The sequence below is a fragment of the Janthinobacterium sp. CG_23.4 genome (genome assembly GCF_029892305.1).
Lineage (GTDB): Bacteria > Pseudomonadota > Gammaproteobacteria > Burkholderiales > Burkholderiaceae_D > Janthinobacterium > Janthinobacterium lividum_D.
Genome location: NZ_JARXUX010000001.1, coordinates 297,837 through 323,550 on the forward strand (window position 1 = coordinate 297,837; position 25,714 = coordinate 323,550).

The following is a 25,714-nucleotide window of genomic DNA, read 5'->3' on the forward strand; positions in this document are numbered from 1 at the left end:
GAGGAATACCTGAAGTTTAACCCGCCGCTTGCAGGCTGGGTTGCCAATTGACGATGCGCGCATGCACCGATTTCGGATCTGGATCCGTGGCCAGTGCCGTGCGGAAGGCATCGTCGGAAAACATTTCAGCAATTTCTGACAAAATTTCCAGATGCTGCTGGGTAACATGATCGGGAATCAGCAGAAAAAACAGCAGATTGACGGGCTTACCATCGGGCGACTCGAACGGAATCGGTTCGGCCAGGCGCACGAAAGCACCGAGTGGCGCTTTCAGGGTTTTACTACCCTTGACCCTGCCATGCGGCACGGCCACGCCATGGCCCAGGCCTGTTGAGCCCAGCCGTTCGCGGGCAAACAGATTGTCCGAAACAGTAGAGCGGGCGATGCCGTAATTGTTTTCGAAGATCAGCCCGGCTTGCTCGAAAGCGCGCTTTTTACTGGAGACTTCCAGGTCCAGCAGGACGTTTTCGAGAGATAGTATTTTGCTAAGATTAGTCATGACACTCAATGAAATGGTGCAATGCGCAGAGGGCTTGCGAGCCGAATTATAGGCCTGTTTTCACGGCCTGTAACGCCAATTCTCATCAGTATAGGCCCGTTGCGGGCGCAGTGTATGCGACAGCCCATGCCGCCATCATTTTGGTAAAAAAATAACACCATGGTGTATCGGCTATTTCTGGATTAAAAACACGCGGCGGACAGGTTTTTCCGCCGCCGAATGCCGATTTTCCAATTTTTCAGCGTCTTTGGCATGCACTGTGGCACGACTGCTACGTTGTTTTAAAACACAGCCAACATTCCTGTTGGCATGATTTTGTGCTGTGGCCCGGTGTTACTGTCGCGCATTGCGCAGATTGGCTGGCATGGTGCCGGTGCTGTAGTTGCTGCGCCAGGGATTGATATCGAGTCCGCCGCGGCGCGTATAGCGCGCATAGACGGAGAGTTTTTGCGGCTTGCACTGGCGCAATATATCGACAAAAATGCGCTCCACGCATTGCTCGTGAAATTCATTGTGTTCGCGAAAACCAATCAGATAGCGCAGCAGGCTTTCCTGGTCGATCTGCGGCCCTGCATACTCGATCTGTACGCTGCCCCAGTCTGGTTGGCCGGTCACCAGGCAATTCGATTTCAACAGGTGCGAGACCAGTTTTTCTTCCACCGGTGCTGCATCCAGCGCGGCCTTCAAGAGTTGCGGCGAAGGCGAGTATTGCGTGATTTCCAGGTCCAGGCGGTCGAGCAGAACGCCATCGAATTCGCCCATTTTGAGCTTGCCGAAATCTTCCTGCAACGTCAGCTCCACCTGCACAGGCGCGCCAAAACCGTTCGATAAATCTTGCTTGAGCAAGCTCAGCAGGGCTTCCGGGCTGTCCAGCTTGGTCTGGTTATAAGAGTTCAGGTAAAGCTTGAACGATTTCGATTCGATGATGTTCGGCGAATCGGCCGGCGCGCTGACCTTGGCAATGGCCACCTGCGGCTTGCCGCGCTGGTTCAGCCACGACAGTTCGTAGGCATTCCAGATATCGAGACCAAAGAAGGGCAGTGTGCCGTGTAGTGCCAGCTCGTCGCGCTTGCCCTGGCGCGCAATGGGAAACAGCAATTCCGGCGCGTAATGGCTGCGGTAGGCGGAGCTTTTGCCCAGAGGCGAGAGTGCGGCGAGGTCGTTGGTGGTGGTCATGGTCGTGTGGCGTGAATTCAGTCAAGGACGCATGGTAGCCTATTTCAACCCAACGGCGACGACTGGGGTCGTACCCTGCAGGGTACGACCCCAGTATTTGCAGTTGGGCTTATTGCCCGAGGAACAGCTTATACACAGGATTGCTGCTTTCATCCCAATAACGATAGCCGAGCGTATCGAGGAAGCGGGCGAATTGTCCCATCTCATCGGGTGGCACTTGCAAGCCCACGAGGATGCGGCCGACGTCGCCGCCCTGGCTGCGGTAATGACACAGAGAAATATTCCAGTTCGGCGCCATGCTGTCGAGGAAGCGCATCAGCGCGCCCGGGCGTTCGGGAAATTCAAAGCGGTACAGCAGCTCATCTTGCGCCAGGCGGCTCTTGCCGCCCACCAGATGGCGGATGTGCGACTTGGCCAGTTCGTCGTGCGTCAAGTCCAGCGTCTTGAATTCATGCTCTTCGAATTTCTTCGCCATCGCCCCGGATTCATACCGGTCGGCGATCTGGATGCCGACGAACACGTGCGCGGCTTTTTCGTCACTGATACGGTAGTTAAACTCCGTCACGTTGCGCGCGCCGATGAGCGAGCAGAAGCGTTTGAAGCTGCCGCGCTGTTCGCGCATGGTGACGGCAAACACGGCTTCGCGGAACTCGCCCAGCTCGGCACGTTCCGCGACGAAGCGCAGGCGGTCGAAATTCATGTTGGCGCCGCAGGCAATAGTCACCAGCGTCTGGTTGACGATGGGGTGCTTGCTCAGGCTGGCCCGCTCCACGTAGGCCTTGGCGCCCGCGATGGCCAGTGCGCCGGCCGGTTCCAGGATGGAGCGCGTATCCGTAAACACATCCTTGATGGCGGCGCAGATGGCGTCCGTGTCGACGATGATGATTTCATCGACATATTGCTGCGCCAGGCGGAAGGTTTCCTCGCCTACCAGGCGCACGGCCGTGCCGTCTGAAAACAGTCCCACGTCGGGCAGGGTGACGCGTTCGCCTGCTTTCAGCGAGCGCGCCATGGCATCCGAATCGAGCGTTTGCACGCCGATGATCTTGATGTCGGGGCGAATCTGTTTCACGTAGGCAGCCACGCCGGCGATCAGGCCGCCGCCGCCGATGGCCACGAAGATGGCATGGATGGGGCCGGAATGCTGGCGCAGGATTTCCATGCCTATCGTGCCCTGGCCCGCGATCACGTCCGGATCGTCGAACGGGTGTACAAAGGTCAGCTTCTGTTCCTTTTCCAGGGTCAGCGCATGGTTGTAGGCATCCGTATAGGATTCGCCGTGCAGCACGATTTCCACATGCACGCCGCCGCGTGCCTTGACGGCGTCGATCTTGACGGGTGGCGTGGTGGTTGGCATGACGATGACGGCGCGGCAACCCATGCGCGCGGCCGACAGGGCCACGCCCTGGGCATGGTTGCCTGCCGAGGCGCAAATGACGCCGCGCTTGCGTTCCGCATCGCTGAGCTGGGCCATCTTGTTGTAGGCGCCGCGAATCTTGAAGCTGAACACGCTTTGCATGTCTTCGCGTTTGAAGTAAATCTGGTTGTTCAGACGCTGCGACAGCGCAGGGGCCAGTTCCAGCGGCGTTTCGGTAGCGACGTCATAGACGCGGGCGGTCAGGATTTTCTTGAGGTAGTCGATGTTCATAGTCTGCTAGCAAGTGATTCTGGGCCAGAAAGGGTCTGGAGCGTGTCGGTCGATAGCGGTGGCGCGGCGGCGGATAGCCTGGCGACAAATAATGCTTGATGAGACTAGGGGCCGGTGAGCCCTGGCTGCCTGGCACCGATTGTGCGGCGCGCAAGCTACGCTTCATTATAATGGAGAGCCTTACTGCATCGCGAAGTGTTCCATGATCGAATCCGCAATCGCCTGGCTGCTGCAGCTGATCGCAGCGCCGGAAGTCGGGCTGACATCGGTCTTTCTGATCAGCTTTATTTCCGCCACCTTGCTGCCGCTCGGCTCGGAGCCAGCCGTCTTTGCCGTCATCAAGGCCAATCCTGCGCTGTTTTGGGCCGCCATCGGCGTCGCCACCCTGGGCAATACCCTGGGCGGCATCGTCGACTACTGGATCGGCTACCGGGCCAAGCAGGCATTCGCCAAGGAGCGCGACACGCGCTGGTTCCGCTGGCTGGCCCGCTATGGCGCCAAGACCATGCTGCTGGCCTGGCTGCCCATCGTGGGCGACCCCCTGTGCACGCTGGCGGGCTGGCTCAAGCTGCCGTTCTGGCCCAGCGTGGCCTATATGGCCATCGGCAAGTGCGCGCGCTATCTGAGCATGACGGCTTTGCTGTTATACGTGCCTGATGGCGTATGGCAGCGCATCGGGCAAATGCTGGGATGATGGCGATGGCGATGGCGATGGCGATGGTGGTGGTTGCAACGCTTGTTTGCCCTATATTTGGGCAGCGTGATAGTTTGTGGTCGAGTCTGATTCTTGGCATTTTCACGTAAAAAAATCATGGAAACTGGTTTTTTATTCATGTAAAAGTAAACTTTTCCATATTTGCTATGGCGCCCGATGCTGTGCTTAAACCTTAGGCGGTCTAAGGCTGTTCCCGCGTGCTGCGGCGCAATAAGATAAAATGGTCCTTTAGGGTCCAGTCCAAACCGTCACCACACTCCATGAACGCTCCCGCACACATCCAAGCTTTACTGGCAGAAACGCCCAATGGTTCCGCAGCAAGCCGCCTGCGCGAAATCCCGTATAACTACACGTCGTTTTCCGATCGCGAGATCGTCATACGCCTGTTGGGGGAGGATTCCTGGCGCTTGCTCGACGAGTTGCGCGGCGCCCGCCAGACCGGCCGTTCGGCCCGCATGCTGTACGAGGTGCTGGGCGATATATGGGTCGTGCGCCGCAATCCTTACCTACAGGATGACTTGCTCGACAACCCGAAGCGCCGTCAGGGCTTGATCGATGCCTTGCATCACCGCCTGGCCGAAGTCGACAAGCGCCGCCTGTCCATCGACGCTGCCGGTGGCGACGTCGCCGCCGGCGGCGAAACGCCGGCAATGGCCAAGGCGCGCAGCGCCAACGTGGAATTGCTGTTGAAGGCGGCCAGCAAGGCCGTGGCTGACTTTGGCGCCGAATTTCGCACCACCTATGACTTGCGCAAACGCACGGTCAAGGTACTTGGCCGCTACACGGAAAAACACAATGTGCGCTTCGACGGCATGACGCGCGTGTCGCACGTGACGGATGCCACCGACTGGCGCGTGGAATACCCCTTCGTCGTGCTGACGCCCGACACGGAAGAGGAAATGGCCGGTCTGGTCAAAGGCTGCATCGAGCTGGGGCTGACCATCATCCCGCGCGGCGGCGGCACCGGCTACACGGGCGGCGCGATTCCCCTGACGCCAATGTCGGCCGTCATCAACACGGAAAAGCTGATCACCCTGGGCGCCGTGGAAATGACGGTCTTGCCGGGCCTGACGCATGCCTACGCGACCATCAATTCGGGCGCGGGCGTGATCACGAACAAGGTCTCGGAAGCGGCGGAAAAAGCCGGTTTCGTGTTTGCCGTCGATCCGACCTCGGCGCATGCTTCTTGCATCGGCGGCAACGTCGCCATGAATGCGGGCGGCAAGAAAGCCGTGCTGTGGGGCACGGCGCTGGACAACCTGGCTTCGTGGCGCATGGTCGACCCGAACGGCGACTGGCTCGAGGTCACGCGTCTCGAGCATAACCTGGGCAAGATCCACGATATCGCCCTCGCACGCTTCCAGCTGGAATGGCGTCATCCGAGCACGCGCGACGCGGCCAAGCCAAACGCGCCGTTCAAGACGGAAATCCTGGAAATTCCTGGCCGCAAGTTCCGTAAAGAGGGCCTGGGCAAGGACGTGACGGACAAATTCCTCTCTGGCTTGCCGGGCATCCAGAAAGAAGGCTGCGATGGCCTGATCACGTCGGCGCGCTGGATTTTGCATAAAATGCCGAAATTCGCCCGTACCGTCTGCCTGGAATTCTTCGGCCAGGCGCGCGACGCGATCCCGTCGATCGTGGAAATCAAGGATTACCTCGATGGCTTGCCGGCCAAGGGCGAGCAATACACGAGCATTCGCCTGGCTGGCCTGGAACACCTGGACGAGCGCTATCTGCGCGCCGTCGGCTACGCCACCAAGTCGAAGCGGGGCGTGCTGCCGAAGATGGCCCTGTTTGGCGACATCGTCGGCGATGATGAAAATGCTGTCGCACAAGCGGCGTCGGAAGTGGTGCGCATCGCCAACACCCGCGTGGGCGAAGGCTTTGTCGCTGTCAGCCCGGAAGCGCGCAAAAAATTCTGGTTAGATCGCGCCCGCACAGCGGCGATTGCCAAACACACCAACGCGTTCAAGATTAATGAAGACGTCGTGATTCCGCTCAATCGCATGGGCGAATACACGGATGGCATCGAACGCATCAATATCGAACTGTCGATCAAGAACAAGTTGCAACTGGCCGATGCCCTGAGCGAGTTCTTTGCCAAGGGTAATTTGCCAGTGGGCAAGAGCGACGATGCGTCCGATGAGCGGATCGACGACGCTGAAATGCTGGGCGATCGCGCTGAGCAGGCACGGCAGTTGCTGGCCCAAGTGACCAGCCGCTGGACCTATCTGCTGGCCCAGCTGGATCGTCCGCTGGTGGACGTGAAGGGCGAGCTGGCCGAACTGGGCTTGGAGCGCTTGCTGCCCGTGTTCGAGGCGCGCCTGGAAACGCAGCCGGGCGCCAGCCTGTTCGACGTGGTGCAGGACCGCACCGTGCGCATTACCTGGAAGCAAGAAATTCGTGCCCAGTTGCGCCAGATCTTCAACGGCGCCGCCTTCAAGCTGATCCTTGACGAGGTGACTGCGATTCATGCGCGCATCTTGCGTTCGCGCGTGTTTGTCGCGCTGCACATGCATGCGGGCGACGGCAACGTGCACACGAATTTACCCGTCAACTCGGATAATTACGAAATGCTGCAAGATGCCCACGAAGCCGTCGGCCGCATCATGATTTTGGCCCGCTCGCTCAATGGCGTCATTTCCGGCGAACACGGTATCGGTATCACCAAGCTGGAATTTTTGACGGAAGAAGAAATCGGTGAATTCCGCAGCTACAAGCAGCGCATCGATCCGGAGGGCCGTTTTAACAAAGGCAAATTGCTGAACTTGCCAGGCATGGGCGCCGATTTGCGCAATGCTTACACGCCATCGTTCGGCCTGATGGGCCACGAGTCGCTGATCATGCAGCAAAGCGATATCGGCGCCATTGCCGACAGCGTCAAGGATTGCTTGCGCTGTGGCAAGTGCAAACCCGTGTGCGCGACTCACGTGCCGCGCGCCAACTTGCTGTATTCGCCGCGCGATAAAATTCTGGCGACCTCATCGCTGATCGAAGCCTTCCTGTACGAAGAGCAGACACGGCGCGGTATTTCCATCAAGCATTGGGAAGAGTTTGAAGACGTGGCCGATCACTGTACGGTCTGCCATAAATGCGTGACGCCTTGCCCCGTGAACATCGACTTCGGTGAGGTGTCGATGAACATGCGCAACTTGCTGCGCAAGATGGACAAGAAGAGCTTCAATCCGGGCACCAAGGCGACGATGCTGTTCCTCAACGCCACCGATCCCGTGACCATCAATGCCACGCGCAAGGTCATGATTGGCTGGGGTTACAAGGCACAGCGCCTGGGCCATGATTTGTTGAAGAAATTTGCCAAGAAGCAAACCAAGGCGCCGCCGCCATCGACGGGCAAGCCGGCCGTCAAGGCGCAGGTGATCCACTTCATTAACAAAAAGATGCCGGGCAACCTGCCGAAGAAAACGGCGCGCGCGCTGCTCGACATCGAGGACGATAAAGTCATTCCTATCATCCGCAATCCGAAGACCACCACGGCCGATACCGAAGCCGTGTTTTACTTCCCCGGTTGCGGTTCGGAGCGATTGTTTTCGCAAGTGGGCCTGGCGACGCAGGCGATGCTGTGGGAAGTGGGCGTGCAGACGGTCTTGCCACCTGGCTACCTGTGCTGCGGTTATCCGCAGCGCGGTGCAGGTGAGTTCGACAAGGCCGAGAAGATGATGACGGACAACCGCGTCTTGTTCCACCGCATGGCCAATACGCTCAATTACCTCGATATCAAGACGGTACTCGTCTCGTGCGGCACTTGCTATGACCAGCTGGCGACGTATCAATTTGAAAAGATTTTCCCTGGCTGCCGCATCATGGATATCCATGAGTATTTGCTGGAGAAAAACGTCAAGCTCGAAGGCGTCAACGGCACGCGCTATATGTATCACGAGCCTTGCCACAATCCGATGAAGTTGCAGGAATCGGGCAAGACCATCAATTCCTTGATTAGCACGGTAGACAACGTGAAGATCGAGAAGAATGAGCGTTGCTGCGGCGAATCGGGTTCCCTGGCCGTCACGCGTCCCGATATTTCCACGCAAGTGCGTTTCCGCAAGGAAGAAGAGATGCTCAAGGGTGCCGACAAGCTGCGCGGCGATGGTTTCACGGGTGATGTGAAAATCCTCACCAGCTGCCCGTCGTGCCTGCAAGGCCTGTCGCGCTACAATGATGATTCGGGCACGACGGCCGACTACATCGTCGTCGAGCTCGCCAAGCACTTGCTGGGAGAGAACTGGATGCCCGATTACGTCAAACGCGCCAACGACGGCGGCATCGAACGGGTGCTCGTGTGATGTCCATCAGTTGCGATCTGTGTAACTTGCTGGACGGCTACGCCAACGGGCAGGGTTTGGAGACCTTGCTGTGGCGTAGCGAATGCTTGTCCGTGGTGGCCGTCGATGAGCCTGCATATCCGGGCTTTTGCCGCGTGATCTGGCACCAACACGTGAAGGAAATGACGGATTTGACGCCAGGCGAGCGCCATGATGTCATGCAAGCCGTGTGGCAAGTCGAGCTGGCCGTGCGTGAAGTGATGCAGCCGGAAAAGGTCAATGTGGCCAGTTTCGGCAACATGACGCCGCATGTACACTGGCACGTGATTCCCCGTTATCGCGACGATGCGCATTTCCCTCATCCCAGCTGGGCGGTGATCCAGCGCGAGACGGCGCCCGAGGTGCTGGCCGCGCGCCGCGCCCGGTTGCCGGCACTGTATGCCGCCATCATTCAACGTTTATCCGCATAAAGTATTGTCATGACTGAAAAAACAGCAACACCCCAACCGACGGGCTTGACCGTGCACAACCAGTCGCGCGTGCTCGACGTAGCTTTTGACGACGGCAGCACATTCACGCTGCCGTTCGAATACCTGCGCGTGTATTCGCCATCGGCCGAAGTGCAGGGCCATGGCAAGGGCCAGGAAACCTTGCAGTTAGGAAAGCGCCTGGTGGGCATCACGGGCCTGGAACCGGTCGGCAACTACGCCGTGCAGCCAACCTTCAGCGATGGCCACAATTCCGGCCTGTACACCTGGGCCTATTTGTACAAGCTGGGCGCGGAAAAGGCTACCTTGTGGCAAGCTTACCTGGACCAGTTGACGGCAGCCGGCTACCCGGGCGACAGCGGCCGCGATGCCAAGGCCGACATGACGATCAAGCAGTCTTCCGGCCACGTCCACGGTCCGAGCTGCGGCCACAAGCATTAAGTAGAAATCATGCGCTAGTGTGGTCGGATTGCCACCGCGGCTTTCCTTGCAGGCAGGCGCGGAGCGTCTGAGCCTGACCTGAGCCTGCTGCGCCTGCTGTGTGGCTGCTGTCATCGTGCGCTGGCGCTGGCCGCGTATGCGCGGGCGGCAATGCTGGCGTTGAATGCAGTCGAAAGGCAATACCTTCTCCGGCGTCAGGGGAAAATGCGCCTGCCGCTTGTATAATGCACGCAAGTTCAAACAGACTGGCTACCATGACCAATACGACCCATTTCGGATACAAAACAGTTGCAGAAGACGACAAAGTGCGCGAAGTCGCCAAGGTGTTCCATTCCGTCGCTGCCAAATACGACGTGATGAACGACTTGATGTCGGGCGGTCTGCACCGTCTGTGGAAGACGTTTACCATTGCCAACGCGGGCGTGCGCCCCGGCTTCAAGGTGCTCGATATTGCCGGCGGCACAGGTGACCTGTCGAAGGCGTTTGCCAGGCAGGCCGGCCCCACGGGCGAAGTCTGGTTGACCGATATCAATGAATCGATGTTGCGCGTGGGCCGCGACCGCCTCTTGAATCGCGGCTTGCTCACCCCCACCTTGTTGTGTGATGCGGAAAAACTGCCTTTCCCCGATAACTATTTTGACCGTGTCAGCGTGGCCTTCGGGCTGCGCAACATGACGCACAAGGATGTGGCGCTGGCTGAAATGCGCCGCGTGCTGAAACCGGGCGGCAAGCTGTTGGTGCTGGAGTTTTCCAAGGTGGCCGCGCCGCTGCAAAAACCGTATGACCTGTATTCGTTCTCGGTCTTGCCATGGTTTGGACAGAAAATCGCCGGCGACGCGGAAAGCTATCGCTACCTGGCAGAGTCGATCCGCATGCACCCGGACCAGGAAACGCTGAAGACCATGATGGAAACGGCGGGCCTGGAGCGCGTGCAGTACTACAATTTGACGGCAGGCATTGCCGCTTTGCATACCGGCATCAAGATGTAATGCAAGAGCTAACTTCGTGTTGCCGGTGAATTTAGGAGATGGAATGAAATTGAAGAAATTTATGGTTGGCATGATGCTGGCCGCGACCACGCTATCCATGCTGGGTGAAGCGCTGGCTCGTCCGATGGGTGGTGGCCGTTCGATAGGTCGTCAGTCGCAAAACGTGGGCCGCCAGGCTCCGGCCCCGACCCCGGCTGCCGCGCCACGCCAGGCGCAAGCTGCACCAGCGCCGGCACCGGCAGCGGCACCCGCCGCCAAGCCACCGAGCCGTTGGAAAGGCTTGCTGGGCGGCGCCTTGTTGGGCCTGGGGCTGGGTGCGCTGCTGTCGCACTTCGGCCTGGGCGGCGCCATGGCCAGCATGCTCGGCACGCTGCTGATGGTGGCCTTGCTGGCTGGGGCAGCCTTCTTCATCTACCGCATGGTGCGCGGCAAGCGTGACGGCAATGCCAGCGGCAATACGCCGTTCGCGGGCTTTGGCGGCAACCAGCCGGCACCGGCCGGCAACGTGCCCGATATCGGTTCGGCCATTGCGCCGCTGCCGCCGCTGCAGCCCGTTTCGTCCGGCGTCGGCCTGGATAAGCCGGCGCCGGTCCCGGTCCCGGCGCCGCTTGCTGCGCCATGGGGCGTGCCAAGCGACTTCGACAAGGACACCTTCCTGCGCCACGCGAAAAGTAATTTCATTCGCCTGCAAGCGGCCTGGGATAAGGCGGACGTCAACGATATCCGTGAATTCACGTCGCCGGAAGTGTATGCGGAATTACGCATGCAAATCCAGGAACGGGGTGCGCAGGCAGACTTTACCGATGTCGTTACCATCGATGCCGAGCTGATGGGGATCGAGACGAGTGCCAACGATTACCTGGCCAGCGTGAAATTTACGGGCCAGATCCGTTCGGCGCCGGGCGCCGCAGCCGAGCCGTTCGCGGAAGTATGGAATATGTCGAAACCCGTCAGCGGCAATAGCGGTTGGGTATTGGCTGGCATACAGCAATTGAACTAATGGTCAAAACTTGCTCAATCGTGGTTTAAGTTCCTGTGCATGCATGATGCATAGCAGCTATTGCCTGATGAACTGGTAAGATCGAAACCGCCCACGTTGTTTTCCGGGCGGTTTTTTCTTTTTAGGGGGGCGCGCGCAGCGCGCAGTATATAGATGGCACCGACGGCACCGATGGCACAGATGACACTACTTTCCGATCTCTCCCTGATGACGCCCGTCATCGCGACCATCAATCATTTGCTGGCGCAGGAACCGTGGGCGCGCCAGCAGTTGGCGCTGCACGCCGGTAAGGTGGCTTGCATCGATACGGGCGCCGTGGCCCTGCGCATGCGCGTCGACAGCGCCGGCATGCTGGAAGCGGCGCCCGCGACGGCCGAGATACAGGCCAATGTCACCATCGGCGTCAAATTGTCCGATGTGCCCTTGATACTGCAAAACCGCGAACGGGCATTTTCGTATGTGAAGATCGAAGGCGATGCCGAGTTTGCCAATGCGATTTCGCAATTGAGCAAGGGCTTGCGCTGGGATGCCGAGCACGACCTGGAAAAGGTGATAGGGCCCATGCTGGCCACGCGGCTTGTTTCCGGTGTGAAAGATGCTGCCGCTTTTGTGCGCACGGGCCAGCAAAAGCTGGCGGAAAACGTGGCCGAATATTTTCTCGACGAACAGCCTATGCTGATCCGTCCTTCTACCTTGCAAGAGTATTCGGCTGGCGTGACGCGCGTGCGCGATGACGTCGAACGCCTGGCCAAGCGCCTTGCCCGTCTGGAAAAGGCGGCCGCCGCCCTCCAGTCGCAGTCTTCCTCACCGGATTTGCCTACATGATATTGAAATTCCTGCGCCTGATTAAAATTATCCGTGTTTCCATCAAGTACGGCCTGGATGAGATAGCGATTTCTGGTCTGAAAGTGCCACGCACCGCCAAATTGATCGACACCCTGATTTTCTGGCGCGACCTGTCGTCGCCACGCGGTGTGCGCCTGCGTTTGGCGCTGGAAGAGCTGGGTCCCATTTTTGTTAAATTCGGCCAGGTGCTGTCGACCCGGCGCGACCTGATGCCGCCCGACATCGCCGAAGAACTGGCGCGGCTGCAAGACCGCGTGCCACCGTTCGATTCCGACCTGGCCATCGCGCAAATCGTCAAGTCTTTGGGCGCGCACCCGGAGCAGTTGTTTGCCAGCTTCGAGCGCGAGCCGGTGGCGTCCGCCTCCATTGCCCAGGTACACTTCGCCACCTTGAAAGACGGGCGCGAAGTGGCCGTGAAAGTCTTGCGTCCAGGCATGAAAAAGCTGATCGACGAAGACGTGGCCCTGATGCATATCGCCGCCGATTGGACCAGCCGCCTGTGGGCCGACAGCAAGCGCCTCAAGCCGCGCGAAGTGGTGGGCGAGTTCGACAAATACCTGCACGACGAGCTGGACCTGATGCGCGAGGCGGCCAATGCCAGTCAGTTGCGCCGCAACTTTGCCAATTCGAACTTGCTGCTGGTGCCGGAAATGCACTGGGATTATTGCTCCAGCAGCGTTATCGTGATGGAGCGCATGGTAGGCATTCCCGTGTCGCAGATCGACCGTCTGGTGGAGGCCGGTGTGGATTTGCGCAAGCTTTCCAGCGATGGCGTGGAGATTTTCTTCACGCAAGTGTTCCGCGACGGCTTTTTCCATGCAGATATGCACCCGGGTAATATTCTCGTGTCGATCGCGCCCGAATCGTTTGGCCGCTACATCGCCCTCGACTTCGGTATCGTGGGAACCTTGAATGACTACGACAAGGATTATCTGTCGCAAAACTTCCTCGCCTTCTTCCGCCGCGACTATAAGCGGGTGGCCGAGGCGCACATCGAATCGGGCTGGGCGCCGAAAGACACGCGCGTCGATGAACTGGAAGCGGCCGTACGCGCCTGCTGCGAACCGATCTTCGATCGCCCGCTGAAAGATATTTCTTTTGGTCAAGTCTTGCTGCGCCTGTTCCAGACTTCGCGCCGCTTTAACGTGGAAGTGCAGCCGCAACTGGTGCTGTTGCAAAAAACCCTGCTCAATATCGAAGGCTTGGGGCGCCAGCTGGACCCGGAACTGGACCTGTGGCAAACCGCCAAGCCGTATCTGGAAAAATGGATGAGCAACCAGGTGGGGCCGCAAGGCTTCATGGAGCGTCTGCGCGCCGAGGCGCCCCGTTATGCGCACATCTTCCCGCAACTGCCGCGTTTGCTGTACCAGGCCTTGACGGTGCATGGCGTGCCGCGCGAAAACGACGTGGAATTGATGAAAACCTTGCTGGCGGAGCAACGCCAGACGAATCGATTGCTGAGCTTTATCGTCTACTTCGTGGGCGCTTTTGTCCTTGGCGCGCTGGGCTTGCAAGTGTTCATGCGCTGGCATCAACTACCGTTTTAACGCACTGAGGACGTAGGCAATGGCTGACTTTCAAACCCGCGACCCGCTGTCGCCCGCCTTTTGGGACGAGCGTTTCGAGAAGCAATTCATGCCCTGGGACCGTGGTGGCGCGCCGTCGCGTTTGCGCAGCCTCGTTGCCGCTAGCCCGGCGCCGCTGCGCTGCCTGATTCCCGGCTGTGGTTGCGCCCATGAACTGGTTTGCATGCTCGATCACGGCTGGGATGCCACGGCCATCGACTTTTCACCGGCCGCCGTGGCCGCCGCGCGCGGCCAGCTAGGCGAGCGGGCAGGGCACGTGGTCGAGGCCGATTTCTTCACTTGGCAAGCTGTTGCGCCGCTGGACCTCATCTATGAGCGGGCCTTTCTGTGTGCGATGCCGCGTGCCATGTGGCCGCAGGTGGCAGCCCGCTGGGCGCAGTTGCTGGCACCAGGCGCCATGCTGGTCGGTTACTTTTTCTTTGACGATAATGCCAAGGGGCCGCCGTTTGGCATGTCGCGTGAGCGATTGCAGGCCTTGCTGGCACCGCATTTCGACTGCCTGGCCGATGAGGCCGTGGACGATTCCATCGCCGTCTTTGCCGGCAAGGAGCGCTGGATGAGCTGGCGTCGCCGGGCGCACTGAGTTGGCAGGCTGAGCGAGCTGGCATTTTCCGCTGGGAATGGCGGAAAAGCTTTATAATTCAGGGTTTTTGATGATTTTCTCGGAGTAGAGATGCCGATTTACGCTTACCGTTGTGACGAGTGTGGTTTTGCCAAGGATGTCTTGCAAAAGATCTCCGATCCTGTATTGACGGTGTGCCTGTCGTGCGGCAAGCCCAGTTTCAAGAAACAATTGACGGCCGCCGGTTTCCAATTGAAGGGCACTGGCTGGTACGCGACCGATTTCCGCGGCGGCGCGGCGTCCACCACGGCGATACCGACGGGCCCGGCCGATAGCACCAAGCCCGCTCCAGCGGCCGAGAGCGCTCCCGCCACTGCGCCTGCGACCCCTGCGGCTGCGGCTGCGGCGAAAGCGGACTGAAAGGCGCAGCGCGCCGATACGATCCATTACCGAGAAATTGATGCGTAAATATTTTATTACCGGCTTACTGATTTTGGTGCCCCTGGCCATTACTGCCTGGGTCTTGAATCTGGTCATCAGCACGATGGATCAGTCGCTGTTACTGGTGCCCGGCAGTACACAGCCCAGCGTCTGGTTCGGCCACAAAGTTCCGGCCCTGAGCTCCATTCCCGGCCTGGGGACGGTATTGACGGTACTCATCGTTTTCTTCACCGGTTTGCTGACGAATAACCTGGTCGGCAATTACGTGGTGAAAATATGGGAAAAATTGCTGCAACGCATACCCATCGTCAATTCCCTGTATTCCAGCGTCAAGCAAGTGTCCGATACCTTGTTTTCCCCGTCGGGCAATGCCTTCCGCAAGGCCGTGCTGGTGCCGTATCCGCACCACAATTCCTGGACCATCGCTTTCCTGACCGGCGTGCCGGGCGGCGATGCGGCGAACCATCTGGTGGGCGACTATGTCAGCGTGTATGTGCCAACTACGCCCAACCCGACGTCAGGCTTTTTCCTGATGATGAAGCGCAGCGACGTGGTTGAACTCGACATGAGCGTCGATGCGGCGCTCAAATATATCGTCTCGATGGGCGTGGTAGCGCCTGCGGAAGTTGTTGCTGTAGCGGCCCCGGCAGCCAAAGAATAAAGGCAGGCGTCCCATGAGGGACGTGGCCGGATTGAACACTCACTAACCTGAACTGAGAATTTTATGTCTATGCGTACTGAATACTGCGGCCTCGTCACCGAAGCCATGCTGGGACAAACCGTCAGCCTGTGCGGCTGGGTACATCGCCGCCGCGACCACGGCAGCCTGATTTTCATCGACTTGCGCGACCGTGAGGGCCTGGTGCAAATCGTCTGCAACCCGGAACAAGCGGAGATGTTCAAGGTCGCCGAAGCCGTGCGTAACGAATTCTGCCTGCGCGTGACGGGTGTCGTGACCAGCCGCATCGACGGCACTATCAACAACAACCTGAAATCGGGCAAGATCGAGGTGGTTTGCGCGGAACTGGAAGTGCTGAACGCTTCCGTGCCCGTGCCGTTCCAGCTCGACGACGACAACCTGTCGGAAACGACGCGTCTGACGCACCGCGTGCTGGACCTGCGCCGCCCGCAAATGCAGAACAATCTGCGCCTGCGCTACAAGGTGACGATGGAAGTGCGCAAGTACCTCGACGCGCTGGGCTTCATCGACATCGAAACGCCGATGCTGACCAAGTCCACGCCAGAAGGCGCGCGCGATTATCTGGTGCCGTCGCGCGTCAACGCCGGTAGCTTCTTCGCCTTGCCACAATCGCCACAGTTGTTCAAGCAACTGTTGATGGTCGCTAACTTTGACCGTTACTACCAGATCACCAAGTGCTTCCGCGACGAAGACTTGCGCGCTGACCGCCAGCCTGAATTCACGCAGATCGATTGCGAAACCTCGTTCCTGACGGAACAGGAGATCCGCGACCTGTTCGAAGACATGATACGCGTCGTTTTCAAGAACACCCTGAACATCGACTTGCCGAACCCGTTCCCGGTGATGGACTTCGCCGAAGCGATGGGCCTGTACGGTTCCGACAAGCCCGACATGCGCGTCAAGCTGGCCTTTACGGACTTGACCGAAGTCATGAAGACGGTCGAATTCAAGGTCTTCAACGGCGCCGCCAATATGAAGGGCGGCCGCGTGGTGGCCCTGCGCGTACCGCAAGGCGGCAGCATGCCGCGTTCGGAAATCGACGCTTACACGCAATTTGTCGCCATCTACGGCGCCAAGGGTCTGGCTTACATCAAGGTCAACGAGAAAGCCAAGGGACCTGAAGGCTTGCAGTCGCCTATCGTCAAGTTCCTGCCTGCCGACGTGCTGGCCACGATTCTCGAGCAGACGGGCGCGCAAGACGGCGACCTGATCTTCTTCGGCGCGGACAAGGCCAAAGTTGTCAACGACGCCATCGGCGCGCTGCGCGTGAAAATCGGTCACAGCGAGTTCGGCAAGAAAGCCGGCCTGTTCGAGGACGTGTGGAAGCCATTGTGGGTGGTCGACTTCCCGATGTTCGAACACGACGAAGAAGCGGACCGCTGGACGGCGACCCACCATCCGTTCACGGCGCCGAAAGATGGCCATGAAGACATGCTGGAAACCAATCCCGGCGCCTGCATCGCCAAAGCGTACGACATGGTCTTGAACGGCTGGGAACTGGGTGGCGGTTCGATCCGTATCCATCGCGAAGAAGTGCAGAGCAAGGTCTTCCGTGCATTGAAAATCGATGCCGAAGAAGCGCAGCTGAAGTTCGGCTTCCTGCTTGACGCCCTGCAATACGGCGCGCCACCGCATGGCGGCCTGGCGTTTGGCCTGGATCGTATCGTGACCATGATGACGGGTTCCGATTCCATCCGCGACGTCATCGCCTTCCCGAAAACCCAGCGCGCCCAGTGTCTGCTGACACAAGCACCGTCGGAAGTGGACGAGAAGCAATTGCGCGAGCTGCACATCCGTTTGCGCGGCGCCGAGCCAAAAGTAGCATAATGCATCAGGCGGCCGCTGCGGCGGTCCCTGTTTAATAATGCTGGGCAACAAGAGGCGCTGACGAGGCGCCTTTTTCATTCTTGATATGACTGATAAAATTCCTGTTTCCGTGCTGGTCGTCATTCATACGGCTAATTTGGACGTCTTGCTGATCGAGCGCGCGGGACAACCGGGTTTCTGGCAATCGGTAACCGGTTCCATCGACGCCGTCGATGAGCCGCTGCAGCTGACGGCCGCGCGCGAATTGGGCGAGGAAACCGGCATCATTGCCGATGGCCAGCACATCGTGCTGCGCGACTGGAACTTGTCGAATGTGTACGAGATTTTTCCCATCTGGCGCCACCGCTATGCACCCGGCGTGACGCACAACACCGAGCATGTCTTTAGTGTGCAGGTGCCGCGCGACATCGCCATCGCGCTCAGTGCGCGCGAACACTTGCAATACGCGTGGCTGCCCTACCTGGCGGCGGCCGAGCGCTGCTTCTCGTCGTCCAACGCGGAAGCGATTTTGCAATTACCGGCCATAACGGGCCTGGCGCGCCCCACCTGATTTCCCTAGAAAGCATGGCATGTTGAACTGGTTATATTTGACTGCGCAGCAAAAACTGCTGGGCACCCTGGGTATTGTTTTCTGCCTGTGCTGCATTTTTCTGCTGTTGACTTCCACCGTGCCTGGCCGCACGCCACCGATCGGCATGCCGCTGATGGCCATCGGTTGGCTGCTGCATCCGGGCGCCTTTGCCAAGGCCAGGCGCAGCGTGGCCTGGCGCGGCGCGCCGTTGCTGGTGAAGATCGTCTGGGCGGCCGGCATCACCGCGCTGATCGTCAGCGTGACGGCGGGCGTGGGACGCATGCTGGCCTGAGAGTTTTCTGGTATGCGCCTGGCAAGCCTTGGCTTCCGGAAAAAGTCTGCATTAGGTGCGCACGCGCACCTGCGTCGTTGCCGCACGGGGCCCGTCTGGGAGTAGAATCAGGGCATGAAAATCCGCGTAGCAACTTATAATATTCACAAGGGTGTCTCCTCCGTGCGGGGCTTGCCCAGAGTACATGCATTGAAGCAGGCGATCGCTCTCTTCGATGCGGATGTCGCCTTTTTGCAAGAAGTGCAGGGCAAGCATGATCGCAATGCGGCCCGCTTTGGCGCCGAGAAAAACGGCCATGCGCATTGGCCGCAAGCGTCGCAACATGAATTTTTTGCTGGCGCCGAGCATCATAGCGCCTATGGCATGAACGCCGTGTACGACCATGGCCACCATGGCAACGCCTTGCTGAGCAAGTTTCCCATCGGCTCGCACATCAACCATGATGTGTCCGACCATGCTTACGAGCAGCGCGGCATCCTGCATTGCGTGCTCAACACGCCGCATGCCGACGTGCACTGTTATGTCGTGCACCTGGGCCTGTTCGAATCGGGACGGGGAAGGCAGACGCAGGCGCTGATTGAGGCCGTCATGGCATCGGCGCCCGATGGCGAACCGGTCATCATCGCCGGTGATTTCAACGACTGGCGCAATACGCTCAGCGACAAGCTGCGCAATGCGCTGGGGGTAGTGGAAGTGTTCGACCAGCGCGCGTCGAACTCGGCCCTGGGCGACCTGGTGCGCACCCTGGCGCGGCGCCAGACGAAAACTCCGGTGCCCGTGCCGGCGCGCACCTTTCCCGCCGCCTTGCCGTGGTTCCGCCTGGATCGCATCTATGTGCGCGGTTTCCATGTGGAAGGCGCGCAAGTGATGCATGGCACCTTGTGGGCCAAACTATCGGACCACGCGCCGATAGTTGCAACTTTGAAACTCGCGTAGACTATTCGCATGCGCACCGTCAATTTCATCGCCCACAACGACATCCGGTTGCTGTATTGCGGCACCGATTACTTTCCCGCATTGATCGCCGCCATCGACGGCGCGCGCTCGGAAGTGTATTTCGAGACGTATATCTTCGCCGATGACGGCACTGGCACCCTGGTACTCGATGCGCTCAAGCGGGCCGCCGCGCGCGGCGTGCTGGTGTGCATGATCACGGACTGGTTCGGCACGGGCAATCGCCGCGTGAATGCCATGCATGCACAGCTGCAAGCGGCCGGCGTGCACCACCGCATCTTCAACCCCTGGTTCCGGCGCGGCATCACGCGCACGCACCGCAAGATTTGCGTGGCCGATGGCGAGATCGCCCTGGTAGGCGGCATCAATATCAATGACGACATGTTTTGCGACTACGACCACAGCATCAGCCTGCAAGCGCCGCGCTGGGACTTTGCCGTGCAGGTGCAAGGCCCGTTGGTGGCCGCCATCCATGAAGAGGTGCAGGCGCAGTGGGCGCGACTGGGCAAGATGAACCTGGTACGGCGTATCAAGCTGTATCGCAAGATGCGCGTGGTCAGCAATGAACTGGCGAACAACCCTGTGGTGGCCGGCTTTGTCGTGCGCGATAACTTGCGCAACCGTCGCACCATCCAGCGCGCCTACCTGCAGGCGCTGGGCCAGGCGCGCAAAAGCGTGATGCTGGCCAATCCATATTTCGCACCCGGACACAAGCTGCGCCACGCCCTGGCTCAGGCCGCCCAGCGCGGCGTGGACGTGGTCCTGTTGATCGGCGTGGGCGAGTTCCGCATGCAAGATGCCGTGGCGCACTCGTTTTATCCGAAACTGCTCGCTGCCGGGGTGAAAATCGTCGAATATCGCAAGACGCAGCTGCATGCCAAGGTGGCCGTGGTCGACGATGACTGGGCCACGGTCGGTTCCAGCAATATTGACGCGCTGAGCCTATTTCTGAACCAGGAAGCGAACGTGGTCATCAAGGACGTCGCTTTCGCGCAAAGCCTGCGCCGGCATATCGAGCAGGGCGTGGCCGACGGCATCGTCATTCATCAGGACGATTTCAAGCACATCGGCCGTTTCCGGCGTATCGGTTACGAAGCCGCATTCCTCGCCTACCGGCTGGTGATGCGCATTTTTTCAGTGGGCAAGTACGCATGAACGAGATGACAACGGTAAGACTGGACAAATGGCTGTGGGCGGCGCGTTTCTTCAAGACGCGCTCGCTGGCCAGCGAGGCCGTCGACACGGGCAAGGTGAAAGCCGGCGGCGAACGCGTGAAGCCGGCGCGCAGCCTGCGCGTGGGCGACGAGCTGGCCATCGACAACGGCTACGATACGTGGGAAGTGGCCGTGCTGGGCTTGTCCGACAAGCGCGGCGCGGCAAGCGTGGCGCGCCTGCTGTATGGAGAAACACCGGCCAGCATCGCCCGCCGCGAGCAGCTGGCCGAGGAGCGCAAGCTGTTCCGCGAGCCAGGCACCACGATCAAAGGGCGACCGACCAAACGCGACCGCCGTCAACTGAGCAAGGCAGGCGACCTTTCCTGAGGCCTGTCTGTTGTTGTAAAGCAAGGGCGCGCGCCGCTTTTGCTCTTCTGCAATCGCTACAAACACTTAGCTAAAAAATGCTGCGGCGCACCAATAGAATATCAGCTCTAAAGTTCCCGTTTGACTTTTACGTGGTAGTGGATAATAGTACGAGCGTTCGGATTTTTTCGAGGCGTGCTTTTTTACCCTCGCTTCAGTCCGCCAAACCGGCAACATCACTTTGAGAACGGACCTCTTGAATACTTCAGTCAAATTCATGCGCAAGGGCGAACTGACCCGTGCCGCCATCCTCGACGTGGCGCTGGACTTGTCCAGCCGCGACGGCCTGGAAGGCCTGACCATTGGGCTGCTTGCGGACAAAATGAACATGAGCAAGTCGGGCGTGTTTGCCCACTTCGGCTCGCGCGAAGACTTGCAGATGGAAGTGCTGAAGCTTTACCACTATCGTTTCGAGCAAGAAGTCTTTTTCCCCAGCATGAAAGAACCACGCGGCATCCAGCGATTGCAATCGATGTATGCGCGCTGGGTCAAGCGGGTCAGCGTGGAAATCGCTTCCGGCTGCATCTATATCAGCGGCGCCGTCGAGTATGACGACCGCCCCGGTCCCATCCGCGATTCGCTGGTGGCGATGGTGCGCGCTTGGCAGGGCGCGCTGCTGCGCAGTGTCGAGCAATCGATCTCCACAGGCGACCTGAAAGTGGACACGGACGCCCAGCAGTTGGTGTACGAGATGTATGGCCTGATCCTGGCCCTGCATCACGATGCGCGCTTTCTGCGCGTGCCGGGTAGTATCGAACGCGCGCAGGCAGGGTTTGTCCGCTTGCTGGCGTCGTACCAGAATTCTGTAACAAGCAAATAAGCAGTCAGGCTGTATCCGCAGCAACGCACACGCAGTTCACAAGTATCACACTTTAGCTAAACGCTTTCAGGAGAAAATAATGGGTCAATACGTCGCGCCAATCCGGGATATGCAATTCGTTCTGCATGAGTTTTTGAAGGTCGAAGAAGAACTGAAACAACTGCCGTCGTACGCCGACGTCGACGCCGATATCATCAATCAGGTGCTGGAAGAGGGCGGCAAGTTCACTTCGGAAGTGTTATTTCCGCTGAACCACTCCGGCGACCGCGAAGGCTGCAAGCACGATCCGGTGACGAAAAACGTCACCACGCCCAAGGGCTTCAAGGAAGCCTACAAGCAGTACGTCGAAGGCGGCTGGGCAGCATTGGCTTGCGATCCGCAATACGGCGGCCAAGGCCTGCCAGTGGTGCTGAACAATTCGTTCTATGAAATGCTGAATTCGTCGAACCAGGCTTGGTCGATGTACCCGGGCTTGTCGCACGGTGCCTACGAGTGCCTGAAGGAACACGGCACCGACCATCAGAAGGAAGTGTACCTGCCGAAACTGGTGTCGGGCGAATGGACCGGCACCATGTGCCTGACCGAATCGCACTGCGGTACCGACCTGGGCCTGATGCGCTCGAAAGCGCTGCCTGAGGCGGACGGTTCCTGGACCATCACCGGCAACAAGATCTTCATCTCGGCCGGCGAGCACGACATGGCGGAAAACATCGTACACCTGGTGCTGGCCCGCGTGCCGGACGCGCCGGAAGGCTCGAAAGGCATCTCGCTGTTCCTGGTGCCGAAATTCCTGCCGACCGCCGATGGCAAGATCGGTGAGCGCAATCCGATCACCTGCGGCGTCATCGAAGAAAAAATGGGCATCCACGGCAATTCGACCTGCCAGATGAACCTGGACGGCGCGAAAGGCTGGATCATCGGCCAGCCGAACAAGGGCCTTAACGCCATGTTCGTCTTCATGAACGCAGCCCGTCTGGGCGTCGGCATGCAGTCGCTGGGCCTGACCGAAGTGGCCTACCAGAACGCGCTGATCTACGCCAAGGACCGCACGCAAATGCGTTCGCTGTCCGGCATCAAGAACCCGGAACTGCCGGCTGACCGCATCATCGTGCACCCTGACGTACGCCGCATGCTGTTGACGGGCAAAGCCTACGCCGAAGGCGCGCGCGCTTTCACTTCCTACGTGGCGCTGCAGATCGACCGCGAACTGCACCACCCTGACGCCGACGTGCGCAAGGAAGCTGCCGATGAAGTGGCGCTGCTGACGCCTGTCGTCAAGGCTTTCATCACGGACAATGCCTGGATCGCTACATCGGAGGCGATGCAAGTGTTCGGTGGCCATGGCTACATCTCGGAATGGGGCATGGAGCAGTACGTGCGCGACGCGCGCATCAACATGATTTACGAAGGCACGAACACGATCCAGTCGCTCGACCTGCTGGGCCGCAAGATTCTGGGCGACAACGGCGCCAAGTTGCGCAAGTTCGGCGAAAAGATCAAGGCTTTCGTGGAAGACAACGGCACCGATGAAGCGATGAGCGAATTCGTCACCCCACTGGGCGACCTGGGCGACAAAGTCACCAAGCTGACCATGGAAATTGGCATGAAGGCGTTCCAGAATCCGGACGAAGTGGGCGCTGCATGCGTACCTTATCTGCGCGTCGTCGGCCACATGATCTATAGCTACCTGTTCGCGCAGATGGCCAAGATCGCCCTGGAAAAGACAGCGGCTGCCGAGGCACAAGGCGATAAGTTCTATGTCGCCAAACTGGCTACCGCACGCTTCTACTTCGCCCGCTTGCAGCCTGAGACGGCAACCCTGATTCGTCAGGCGCGTTCCGGTTCGGCCAACCTGATGGCACTCGACGCAGACCTGTTCTAAGACTTGAGGAAAATATGACTAATTTCATCGTTAAAAAAGTAGCCGTCCTCGGCGCCGGCGTGATGGGCGCGCAGATCGCCGCCCATTGCATCAACGCGAAAGTGCCGGTCGTGCTGTTCGACTTGCCGGCCAAGGAAGGTCCAAAGAATGGCATCGTGCTGCGCGCCATCGAGAACCTGAAAAAACTCTCGCCTGCGCCACTGGGCAACAAGGATGACGCCGCGCTGATCCAGGTAGCCAACTACGAAGACAACCTCGATCTGTTGGCCGGTTGCGACTTGATCATCGAAGCCATCGCCGAGCGCATGGATTGGAAACACGAGCTGTATCAAAAGGTCGCGCCGCACATCGGCCCGAACGCAATCTTCGCCTCGAACACCTCGGGCCTGTCGATCACCAAGCTGGCTGAAGGCTTCGATGCCGACCTGAAATCGCGCTACTGCGGCGTGCACTTCTTCAACCCGCCGCGCTATATGCACCTGGTCGAGATCATCCCGACCGAGTTCACCAAGCCAGAGATTGCCGACCAGCTGGAAGGCTTCCTGACCACCACCCTGGGCAAGGGCGTGGTCCGCGCCAAGGACACGCCGAACTTCATCGCCAATCGCGTTGGCGTGTTCGGCATCCTGGCCATCGTGCACGAAGCTGAAAAATTCGGCCTGTCGGTGGACGTCGTCGATGACCTGACCGGCGCCAAGCTGGGCCGCGCCAAGTCGGGCACCTTCCGCACGGCGGACGTGGTCGGCCTGGACACCATGGGTCATGTCATCAAGACCATGCAGGATTACCTGCCGAACGATCCGTTCGCTGCCGTCTACAAGACGCCGGCCGTGCTGGCGAAGCTGGTGGAAAAAGGCGCGCTGGGCCAGAAGAGTGGCGCGGGCTTCTACAAGAAAGTCGGCAAAGAAATTCAACGCCTCGATTTCGCCACCGGTGAATACGTGGCTGGTGGCGCCAAGGCTGCCGACATCATCGCCCGCATCCTGAAAGAAAAAGATCCGGTCAAGAAGATGAAGGCGCTGCGCGAATCGACCAATCCGCAAGGCCAGTTCCTGTGGGCGATCTTCCGCGACGCTTTCCATTACATCGCCATTCATCTCGACACCGTGGCCGACAATGCGCGCGATATCGACTTCGCCATGCGCTGGGGCTTCGGCTGGAACGTCGGTCCGTTTGAAACGTGGCAGGCATCGAACTGGCTGCAAGTGGCCAACTGGGTCAAGGAAGACATCGACGCTGGTCACGCGCTGTGCAATGCACCTTTGCCTGCCTGGGTATTCGAAGGTCCTGTCGCTGAAAAAGGCGGCGTGCATACGCCGGAAGGGTCCTACTCGGCCGTGTCGAACAGCTTCGTGCCACGTTCGTCGCTGGCCGTGTACGACCGTCAGCAATTCCGCGCGCCAGTATTGGGCAGCGGCGCCATCGACGGCAAGACCTTTGGCACCACCGTCTTCGAAGACGAATCCGTGCGCGTCTGGCATACGGGCGACGACGTCTTGATCATTTCGTTCAAGACCAAGATGCACGTCATCGGCGAAGGTGTCATCAATGGCTTGAAACTGGCCCTGGCCGAAGCGGAAAAGAACTTCAAGGGCCTGGTGATCTGGCACGCCGACGCAGCCGAAGGCGGCGCCTTCTCGGCCGGCGCCGACCTGCAATCGGCCCTGCCAGCGTTCATGCAAGGCGGCGTGAAAGCCGTCGATCCTATCATCGCCGAACTGCAGAACACTTTCATGTCGCTGAAATACGCGAACGTGCCGGTGATCGCCGCAGTGGCCGGCCTGGCGCTGGGCGGCGGTTGCGAATTGGCGCTGCATGCATCGAAGCGCGTGGCCTCGATCGAGTCCTACATCGGCCTGGTGGAAGTGGGCGTAGGCCTGATTCCTGCCGGTGGCGGCTTGAAGGAAGCGGCGCAGCGCGCCTACAAGGAAGCCAAGGGCAACGACATCCTGCAATTCCTGAAAACCGGCTTCACCAATGCGGCCACCGCCAACGTGTCGAAGTCGGCACTGGAAGCGAAGAAGATGGGCTACCTGAAAGAAGACGACGTGATCGTGTTCAACGCCTACGAGCTGCTGCACGTGGCCAAGGTCGAAGCGCGCGCCATGTTCGACGCGGGCTTCCGTGCGCAACTGCCGTCGCTGATCCAGGTCACGGGCCGTTACGGCTGGGGCACCATCAAGGCGCAGCTGGTCAACATGCGTGATGGCGGCTTCATTTCGGCGCACGATTTCAAGCTCGGCGAAATGATCGCCGAGATCGTCTCGGGCGGCGACGTGGACCAGGGCAGTTTCGTCAGCGAACAGTGGCTGCTGGATATGGAACGCAAGGCATTCCTGGAGCTGTTGAATCATCCGAAAACCCAGGAACGGATCATGGGCATGATGCAGACCGGTAAGCCGGTACGCAACTAAACC

At 59.4% G+C, this 25,714-nt stretch carries 23 protein-coding genes; 20 read left to right on the forward strand and 3 right to left on the reverse strand.

What is annotated here, in order from left to right; translation table 11 throughout:
• Positions 1–16: 16 nt before the first annotated feature.
• The 3 genes from H4V96_RS01345 to ilvA all read right to left on the reverse strand — a co-directional run bounded on the left by H4V96_RS01345 (position 17) and on the right by ilvA (position 3,323).
• Positions 17–499, reverse strand: coding sequence for a PTS sugar transporter subunit IIA (locus H4V96_RS01345; protein ID WP_010394591.1), 483 nt, complete (start codon positions 497–499; stop codon positions 17–19).
• Between the two features lie 333 nt (positions 500–832).
• The gene (queF, locus tag H4V96_RS01350) at positions 833–1,675 is read right to left on the reverse strand and encodes an NADPH-dependent 7-cyano-7-deazaguanine reductase QueF (RefSeq protein WP_196856277.1); all 843 of its coding nucleotides are present in this window, start codon (positions 1,673–1,675) and stop codon (positions 833–835) included.
• A gap of 109 nt (positions 1,676–1,784) precedes the next feature.
• Positions 1,785–3,323 carry a threonine ammonia-lyase, biosynthetic gene (gene ilvA, locus H4V96_RS01355; protein ID WP_196856276.1) on the reverse strand — a complete coding sequence of 513 codons (1,539 nt, stop codon included), beginning with the start codon at positions 3,321–3,323 and terminating at the stop codon, positions 1,785–1,787.
• Positions 3,324–3,525: 202 nt separating this feature from the next.
• Between ilvA and H4V96_RS01360 the strand changes: the two genes are divergently transcribed.
• From H4V96_RS01360 to H4V96_RS01455, 20 genes are all read left to right on the forward strand, one after another.
• Positions 3,526–4,017: a YqaA family protein gene (locus H4V96_RS01360; RefSeq protein WP_010394600.1), complete on the forward strand. Its 492-nt coding sequence runs from the start codon at positions 3,526–3,528 to the stop codon at positions 4,015–4,017.
• Positions 4,018–4,298: 281 nt separating this feature from the next.
• The gene (locus tag H4V96_RS01365; RefSeq protein ID WP_196856275.1) at positions 4,299–8,339 is read left to right on the forward strand and encodes a DUF3683 domain-containing protein; all 4,041 of its coding nucleotides are present in this window, start codon (positions 4,299–4,301) and stop codon (positions 8,337–8,339) included.
• Positions 8,339–8,788 (forward strand): HIT family protein, encoded by a 450-nt coding sequence (locus tag H4V96_RS01370; RefSeq protein WP_010394604.1) that lies wholly within the window; start codon positions 8,339–8,341, stop codon positions 8,786–8,788. Before H4V96_RS01365 ends, H4V96_RS01370 begins: the two co-directional genes overlap by 1 nt.
• Positions 8,789–8,797: 9 nt before the next feature.
• Positions 8,798–9,247: a DUF971 domain-containing protein gene (locus H4V96_RS01375; protein WP_010394606.1), complete on the forward strand. Its 450-nt coding sequence runs from the start codon at positions 8,798–8,800 to the stop codon at positions 9,245–9,247.
• A 254-nt stretch (positions 9,248–9,501) separates the two neighbouring features.
• Positions 9,502–10,236 (forward strand): bifunctional demethylmenaquinone methyltransferase/2-methoxy-6-polyprenyl-1,4-benzoquinol methylase UbiE, encoded by a 735-nt coding sequence (gene ubiE / locus H4V96_RS01380; protein WP_010394608.1) that lies wholly within the window; start codon positions 9,502–9,504, stop codon positions 10,234–10,236.
• Positions 10,237–10,279: 43 nt separating this feature from the next.
• Positions 10,280–11,236, forward strand: a complete 957-nt coding sequence (locus tag H4V96_RS01385; protein ID WP_196856274.1) for a Tim44-like domain-containing protein — start codon at positions 10,280–10,282, stop codon at positions 11,234–11,236.
• 180 nt (positions 11,237–11,416) lie between these two features.
• Entirely contained in the window at positions 11,417–12,061 is a 645-nt protein-coding gene (locus tag H4V96_RS01390) for an SCP2 sterol-binding domain-containing protein (protein ID WP_196856273.1), read from the forward strand.
• Complete coding sequence (gene ubiB / locus H4V96_RS01395; RefSeq protein ID WP_196856272.1) at positions 12,058–13,629, forward strand: ubiquinone biosynthesis regulatory protein kinase UbiB; 1,572 nt, start codon at positions 12,058–12,060, stop codon at positions 13,627–13,629. The genes H4V96_RS01390 and ubiB overlap by 4 nt, the downstream gene beginning before the upstream one ends.
• Positions 13,630–13,648: 19 nt before the next feature.
• Positions 13,649–14,251, forward strand: a complete 603-nt coding sequence (locus H4V96_RS01400) for a methyltransferase (protein WP_010394618.1) — start codon at positions 13,649–13,651, stop codon at positions 14,249–14,251.
• A 90-nt stretch (positions 14,252–14,341) separates the two neighbouring features.
• Positions 14,342–14,650 carry an FmdB family zinc ribbon protein gene (locus H4V96_RS01405; protein WP_196856271.1) on the forward strand — a complete coding sequence of 103 codons (309 nt, stop codon included), beginning with the start codon at positions 14,342–14,344 and terminating at the stop codon, positions 14,648–14,650.
• Between the two features lie 40 nt (positions 14,651–14,690).
• Positions 14,691–15,332: a DUF502 domain-containing protein gene (locus H4V96_RS01410; protein ID WP_010394622.1), complete on the forward strand. Its 642-nt coding sequence runs from the start codon at positions 14,691–14,693 to the stop codon at positions 15,330–15,332.
• A gap of 63 nt (positions 15,333–15,395) precedes the next feature.
• Positions 15,396–17,198 carry an aspartate--tRNA ligase gene (aspS, locus tag H4V96_RS01415; protein WP_010394624.1) on the forward strand — a complete coding sequence of 601 codons (1,803 nt, stop codon included), beginning with the start codon at positions 15,396–15,398 and terminating at the stop codon, positions 17,196–17,198.
• 85 nt (positions 17,199–17,283) lie between these two features.
• Positions 17,284–17,748 carry a dihydroneopterin triphosphate diphosphatase gene (nudB, locus tag H4V96_RS01420; RefSeq protein ID WP_196856270.1) on the forward strand — a complete coding sequence of 155 codons (465 nt, stop codon included), beginning with the start codon at positions 17,284–17,286 and terminating at the stop codon, positions 17,746–17,748.
• 19 nt (positions 17,749–17,767) lie between these two features.
• Complete coding sequence (locus H4V96_RS01425) at positions 17,768–18,061, forward strand: hypothetical protein (protein WP_010394629.1); 294 nt, start codon at positions 17,768–17,770, stop codon at positions 18,059–18,061.
• A gap of 114 nt (positions 18,062–18,175) precedes the next feature.
• Positions 18,176–18,997, forward strand: coding sequence for an endonuclease/exonuclease/phosphatase family protein (locus tag H4V96_RS01430; RefSeq protein WP_029496130.1), 822 nt, complete (start codon positions 18,176–18,178; stop codon positions 18,995–18,997).
• A gap of 9 nt (positions 18,998–19,006) precedes the next feature.
• Complete coding sequence (clsB, locus tag H4V96_RS01435) at positions 19,007–20,170, forward strand: cardiolipin synthase ClsB (RefSeq protein WP_196856269.1); 1,164 nt, start codon at positions 19,007–19,009, stop codon at positions 20,168–20,170.
• A gap of 5 nt (positions 20,171–20,175) precedes the next feature.
• Positions 20,176–20,556 carry a S4 domain-containing protein gene (locus H4V96_RS01440; RefSeq protein ID WP_128089221.1) on the forward strand — a complete coding sequence of 127 codons (381 nt, stop codon included), beginning with the start codon at positions 20,176–20,178 and terminating at the stop codon, positions 20,554–20,556.
• Positions 20,557–20,812: 256 nt separating this feature from the next.
• Positions 20,813–21,415, forward strand: coding sequence for a TetR/AcrR family transcriptional regulator (locus H4V96_RS01445; RefSeq protein ID WP_029496131.1), 603 nt, complete (start codon positions 20,813–20,815; stop codon positions 21,413–21,415).
• A 79-nt stretch (positions 21,416–21,494) separates the two neighbouring features.
• Positions 21,495–23,297, forward strand: coding sequence for an acyl-CoA dehydrogenase C-terminal domain-containing protein (locus tag H4V96_RS01450; RefSeq protein WP_010394642.1), 1,803 nt, complete (start codon positions 21,495–21,497; stop codon positions 23,295–23,297).
• 14 nt (positions 23,298–23,311) lie between these two features.
• Entirely contained in the window at positions 23,312–25,711 is a 2,400-nt protein-coding gene (locus tag H4V96_RS01455) for a 3-hydroxyacyl-CoA dehydrogenase/enoyl-CoA hydratase family protein (protein ID WP_196856267.1), read from the forward strand.
• Positions 25,712–25,714 lie beyond the last annotated feature (3 nt).

Coding starts and splice junctions, on each gene's coding strand:
- H4V96_RS01390 (WP_196856273.1), top strand. CDS start 11,417: ATGACACTACTTTCCGATCTCTCCCTGATGACGCCCGTCATCGCGACC.
- nudB (WP_196856270.1), top strand. CDS start 17,284: ATGACTGATAAAATTCCTGTTTCCGTGCTGGTCGTCATTCATACGGCT.
- H4V96_RS01375 (WP_010394606.1), top strand. CDS start 8,798: ATGACTGAAAAAACAGCAACACCCCAACCGACGGGCTTGACCGTGCAC.
- ilvA (WP_196856276.1), bottom strand. CDS start 3,323: ATGAACATCGACTACCTCAAGAAAATCCTGACCGCCCGCGTCTATGAC.
- H4V96_RS01345 (WP_010394591.1), bottom strand. CDS start 499: ATGACTAATCTTAGCAAAATACTATCTCTCGAAAACGTCCTGCTGGAC.
- H4V96_RS01360 (WP_010394600.1), top strand. CDS start 3,526: ATGATCGAATCCGCAATCGCCTGGCTGCTGCAGCTGATCGCAGCGCCG.
- H4V96_RS01365 (WP_196856275.1), top strand. CDS start 4,299: ATGAACGCTCCCGCACACATCCAAGCTTTACTGGCAGAAACGCCCAAT.
- H4V96_RS01370 (WP_010394604.1), top strand. CDS start 8,339: ATGTCCATCAGTTGCGATCTGTGTAACTTGCTGGACGGCTACGCCAAC.
- H4V96_RS01385 (WP_196856274.1), top strand. CDS start 10,280: ATGAAATTGAAGAAATTTATGGTTGGCATGATGCTGGCCGCGACCACG.
- queF (WP_196856277.1), bottom strand. CDS start 1,675: ATGACCACCACCAACGACCTCGCCGCACTCTCGCCTCTGGGCAAAAGC.
- ubiE (WP_010394608.1), top strand. CDS start 9,502: ATGACCAATACGACCCATTTCGGATACAAAACAGTTGCAGAAGACGAC.
- H4V96_RS01400 (WP_010394618.1), top strand. CDS start 13,649: ATGGCTGACTTTCAAACCCGCGACCCGCTGTCGCCCGCCTTTTGGGAC.
- H4V96_RS01445 (WP_029496131.1), top strand. CDS start 20,813: ATGCGCAAGGGCGAACTGACCCGTGCCGCCATCCTCGACGTGGCGCTG.
- H4V96_RS01425 (WP_010394629.1), top strand. CDS start 17,768: ATGTTGAACTGGTTATATTTGACTGCGCAGCAAAAACTGCTGGGCACC.
- H4V96_RS01430 (WP_029496130.1), top strand. CDS start 18,176: ATGAAAATCCGCGTAGCAACTTATAATATTCACAAGGGTGTCTCCTCC.
- aspS (WP_010394624.1), top strand. CDS start 15,396: ATGTCTATGCGTACTGAATACTGCGGCCTCGTCACCGAAGCCATGCTG.
- H4V96_RS01440 (WP_128089221.1), top strand. CDS start 20,176: ATGACAACGGTAAGACTGGACAAATGGCTGTGGGCGGCGCGTTTCTTC.
- ubiB (WP_196856272.1), top strand. CDS start 12,058: ATGATATTGAAATTCCTGCGCCTGATTAAAATTATCCGTGTTTCCATC.
- H4V96_RS01450 (WP_010394642.1), top strand. CDS start 21,495: ATGGGTCAATACGTCGCGCCAATCCGGGATATGCAATTCGTTCTGCAT.
- H4V96_RS01405 (WP_196856271.1), top strand. CDS start 14,342: ATGCCGATTTACGCTTACCGTTGTGACGAGTGTGGTTTTGCCAAGGAT.
- clsB (WP_196856269.1), top strand. CDS start 19,007: ATGCGCACCGTCAATTTCATCGCCCACAACGACATCCGGTTGCTGTAT.
- H4V96_RS01410 (WP_010394622.1), top strand. CDS start 14,691: ATGCGTAAATATTTTATTACCGGCTTACTGATTTTGGTGCCCCTGGCC.
- H4V96_RS01455 (WP_196856267.1), top strand. CDS start 23,312: ATGACTAATTTCATCGTTAAAAAAGTAGCCGTCCTCGGCGCCGGCGTG.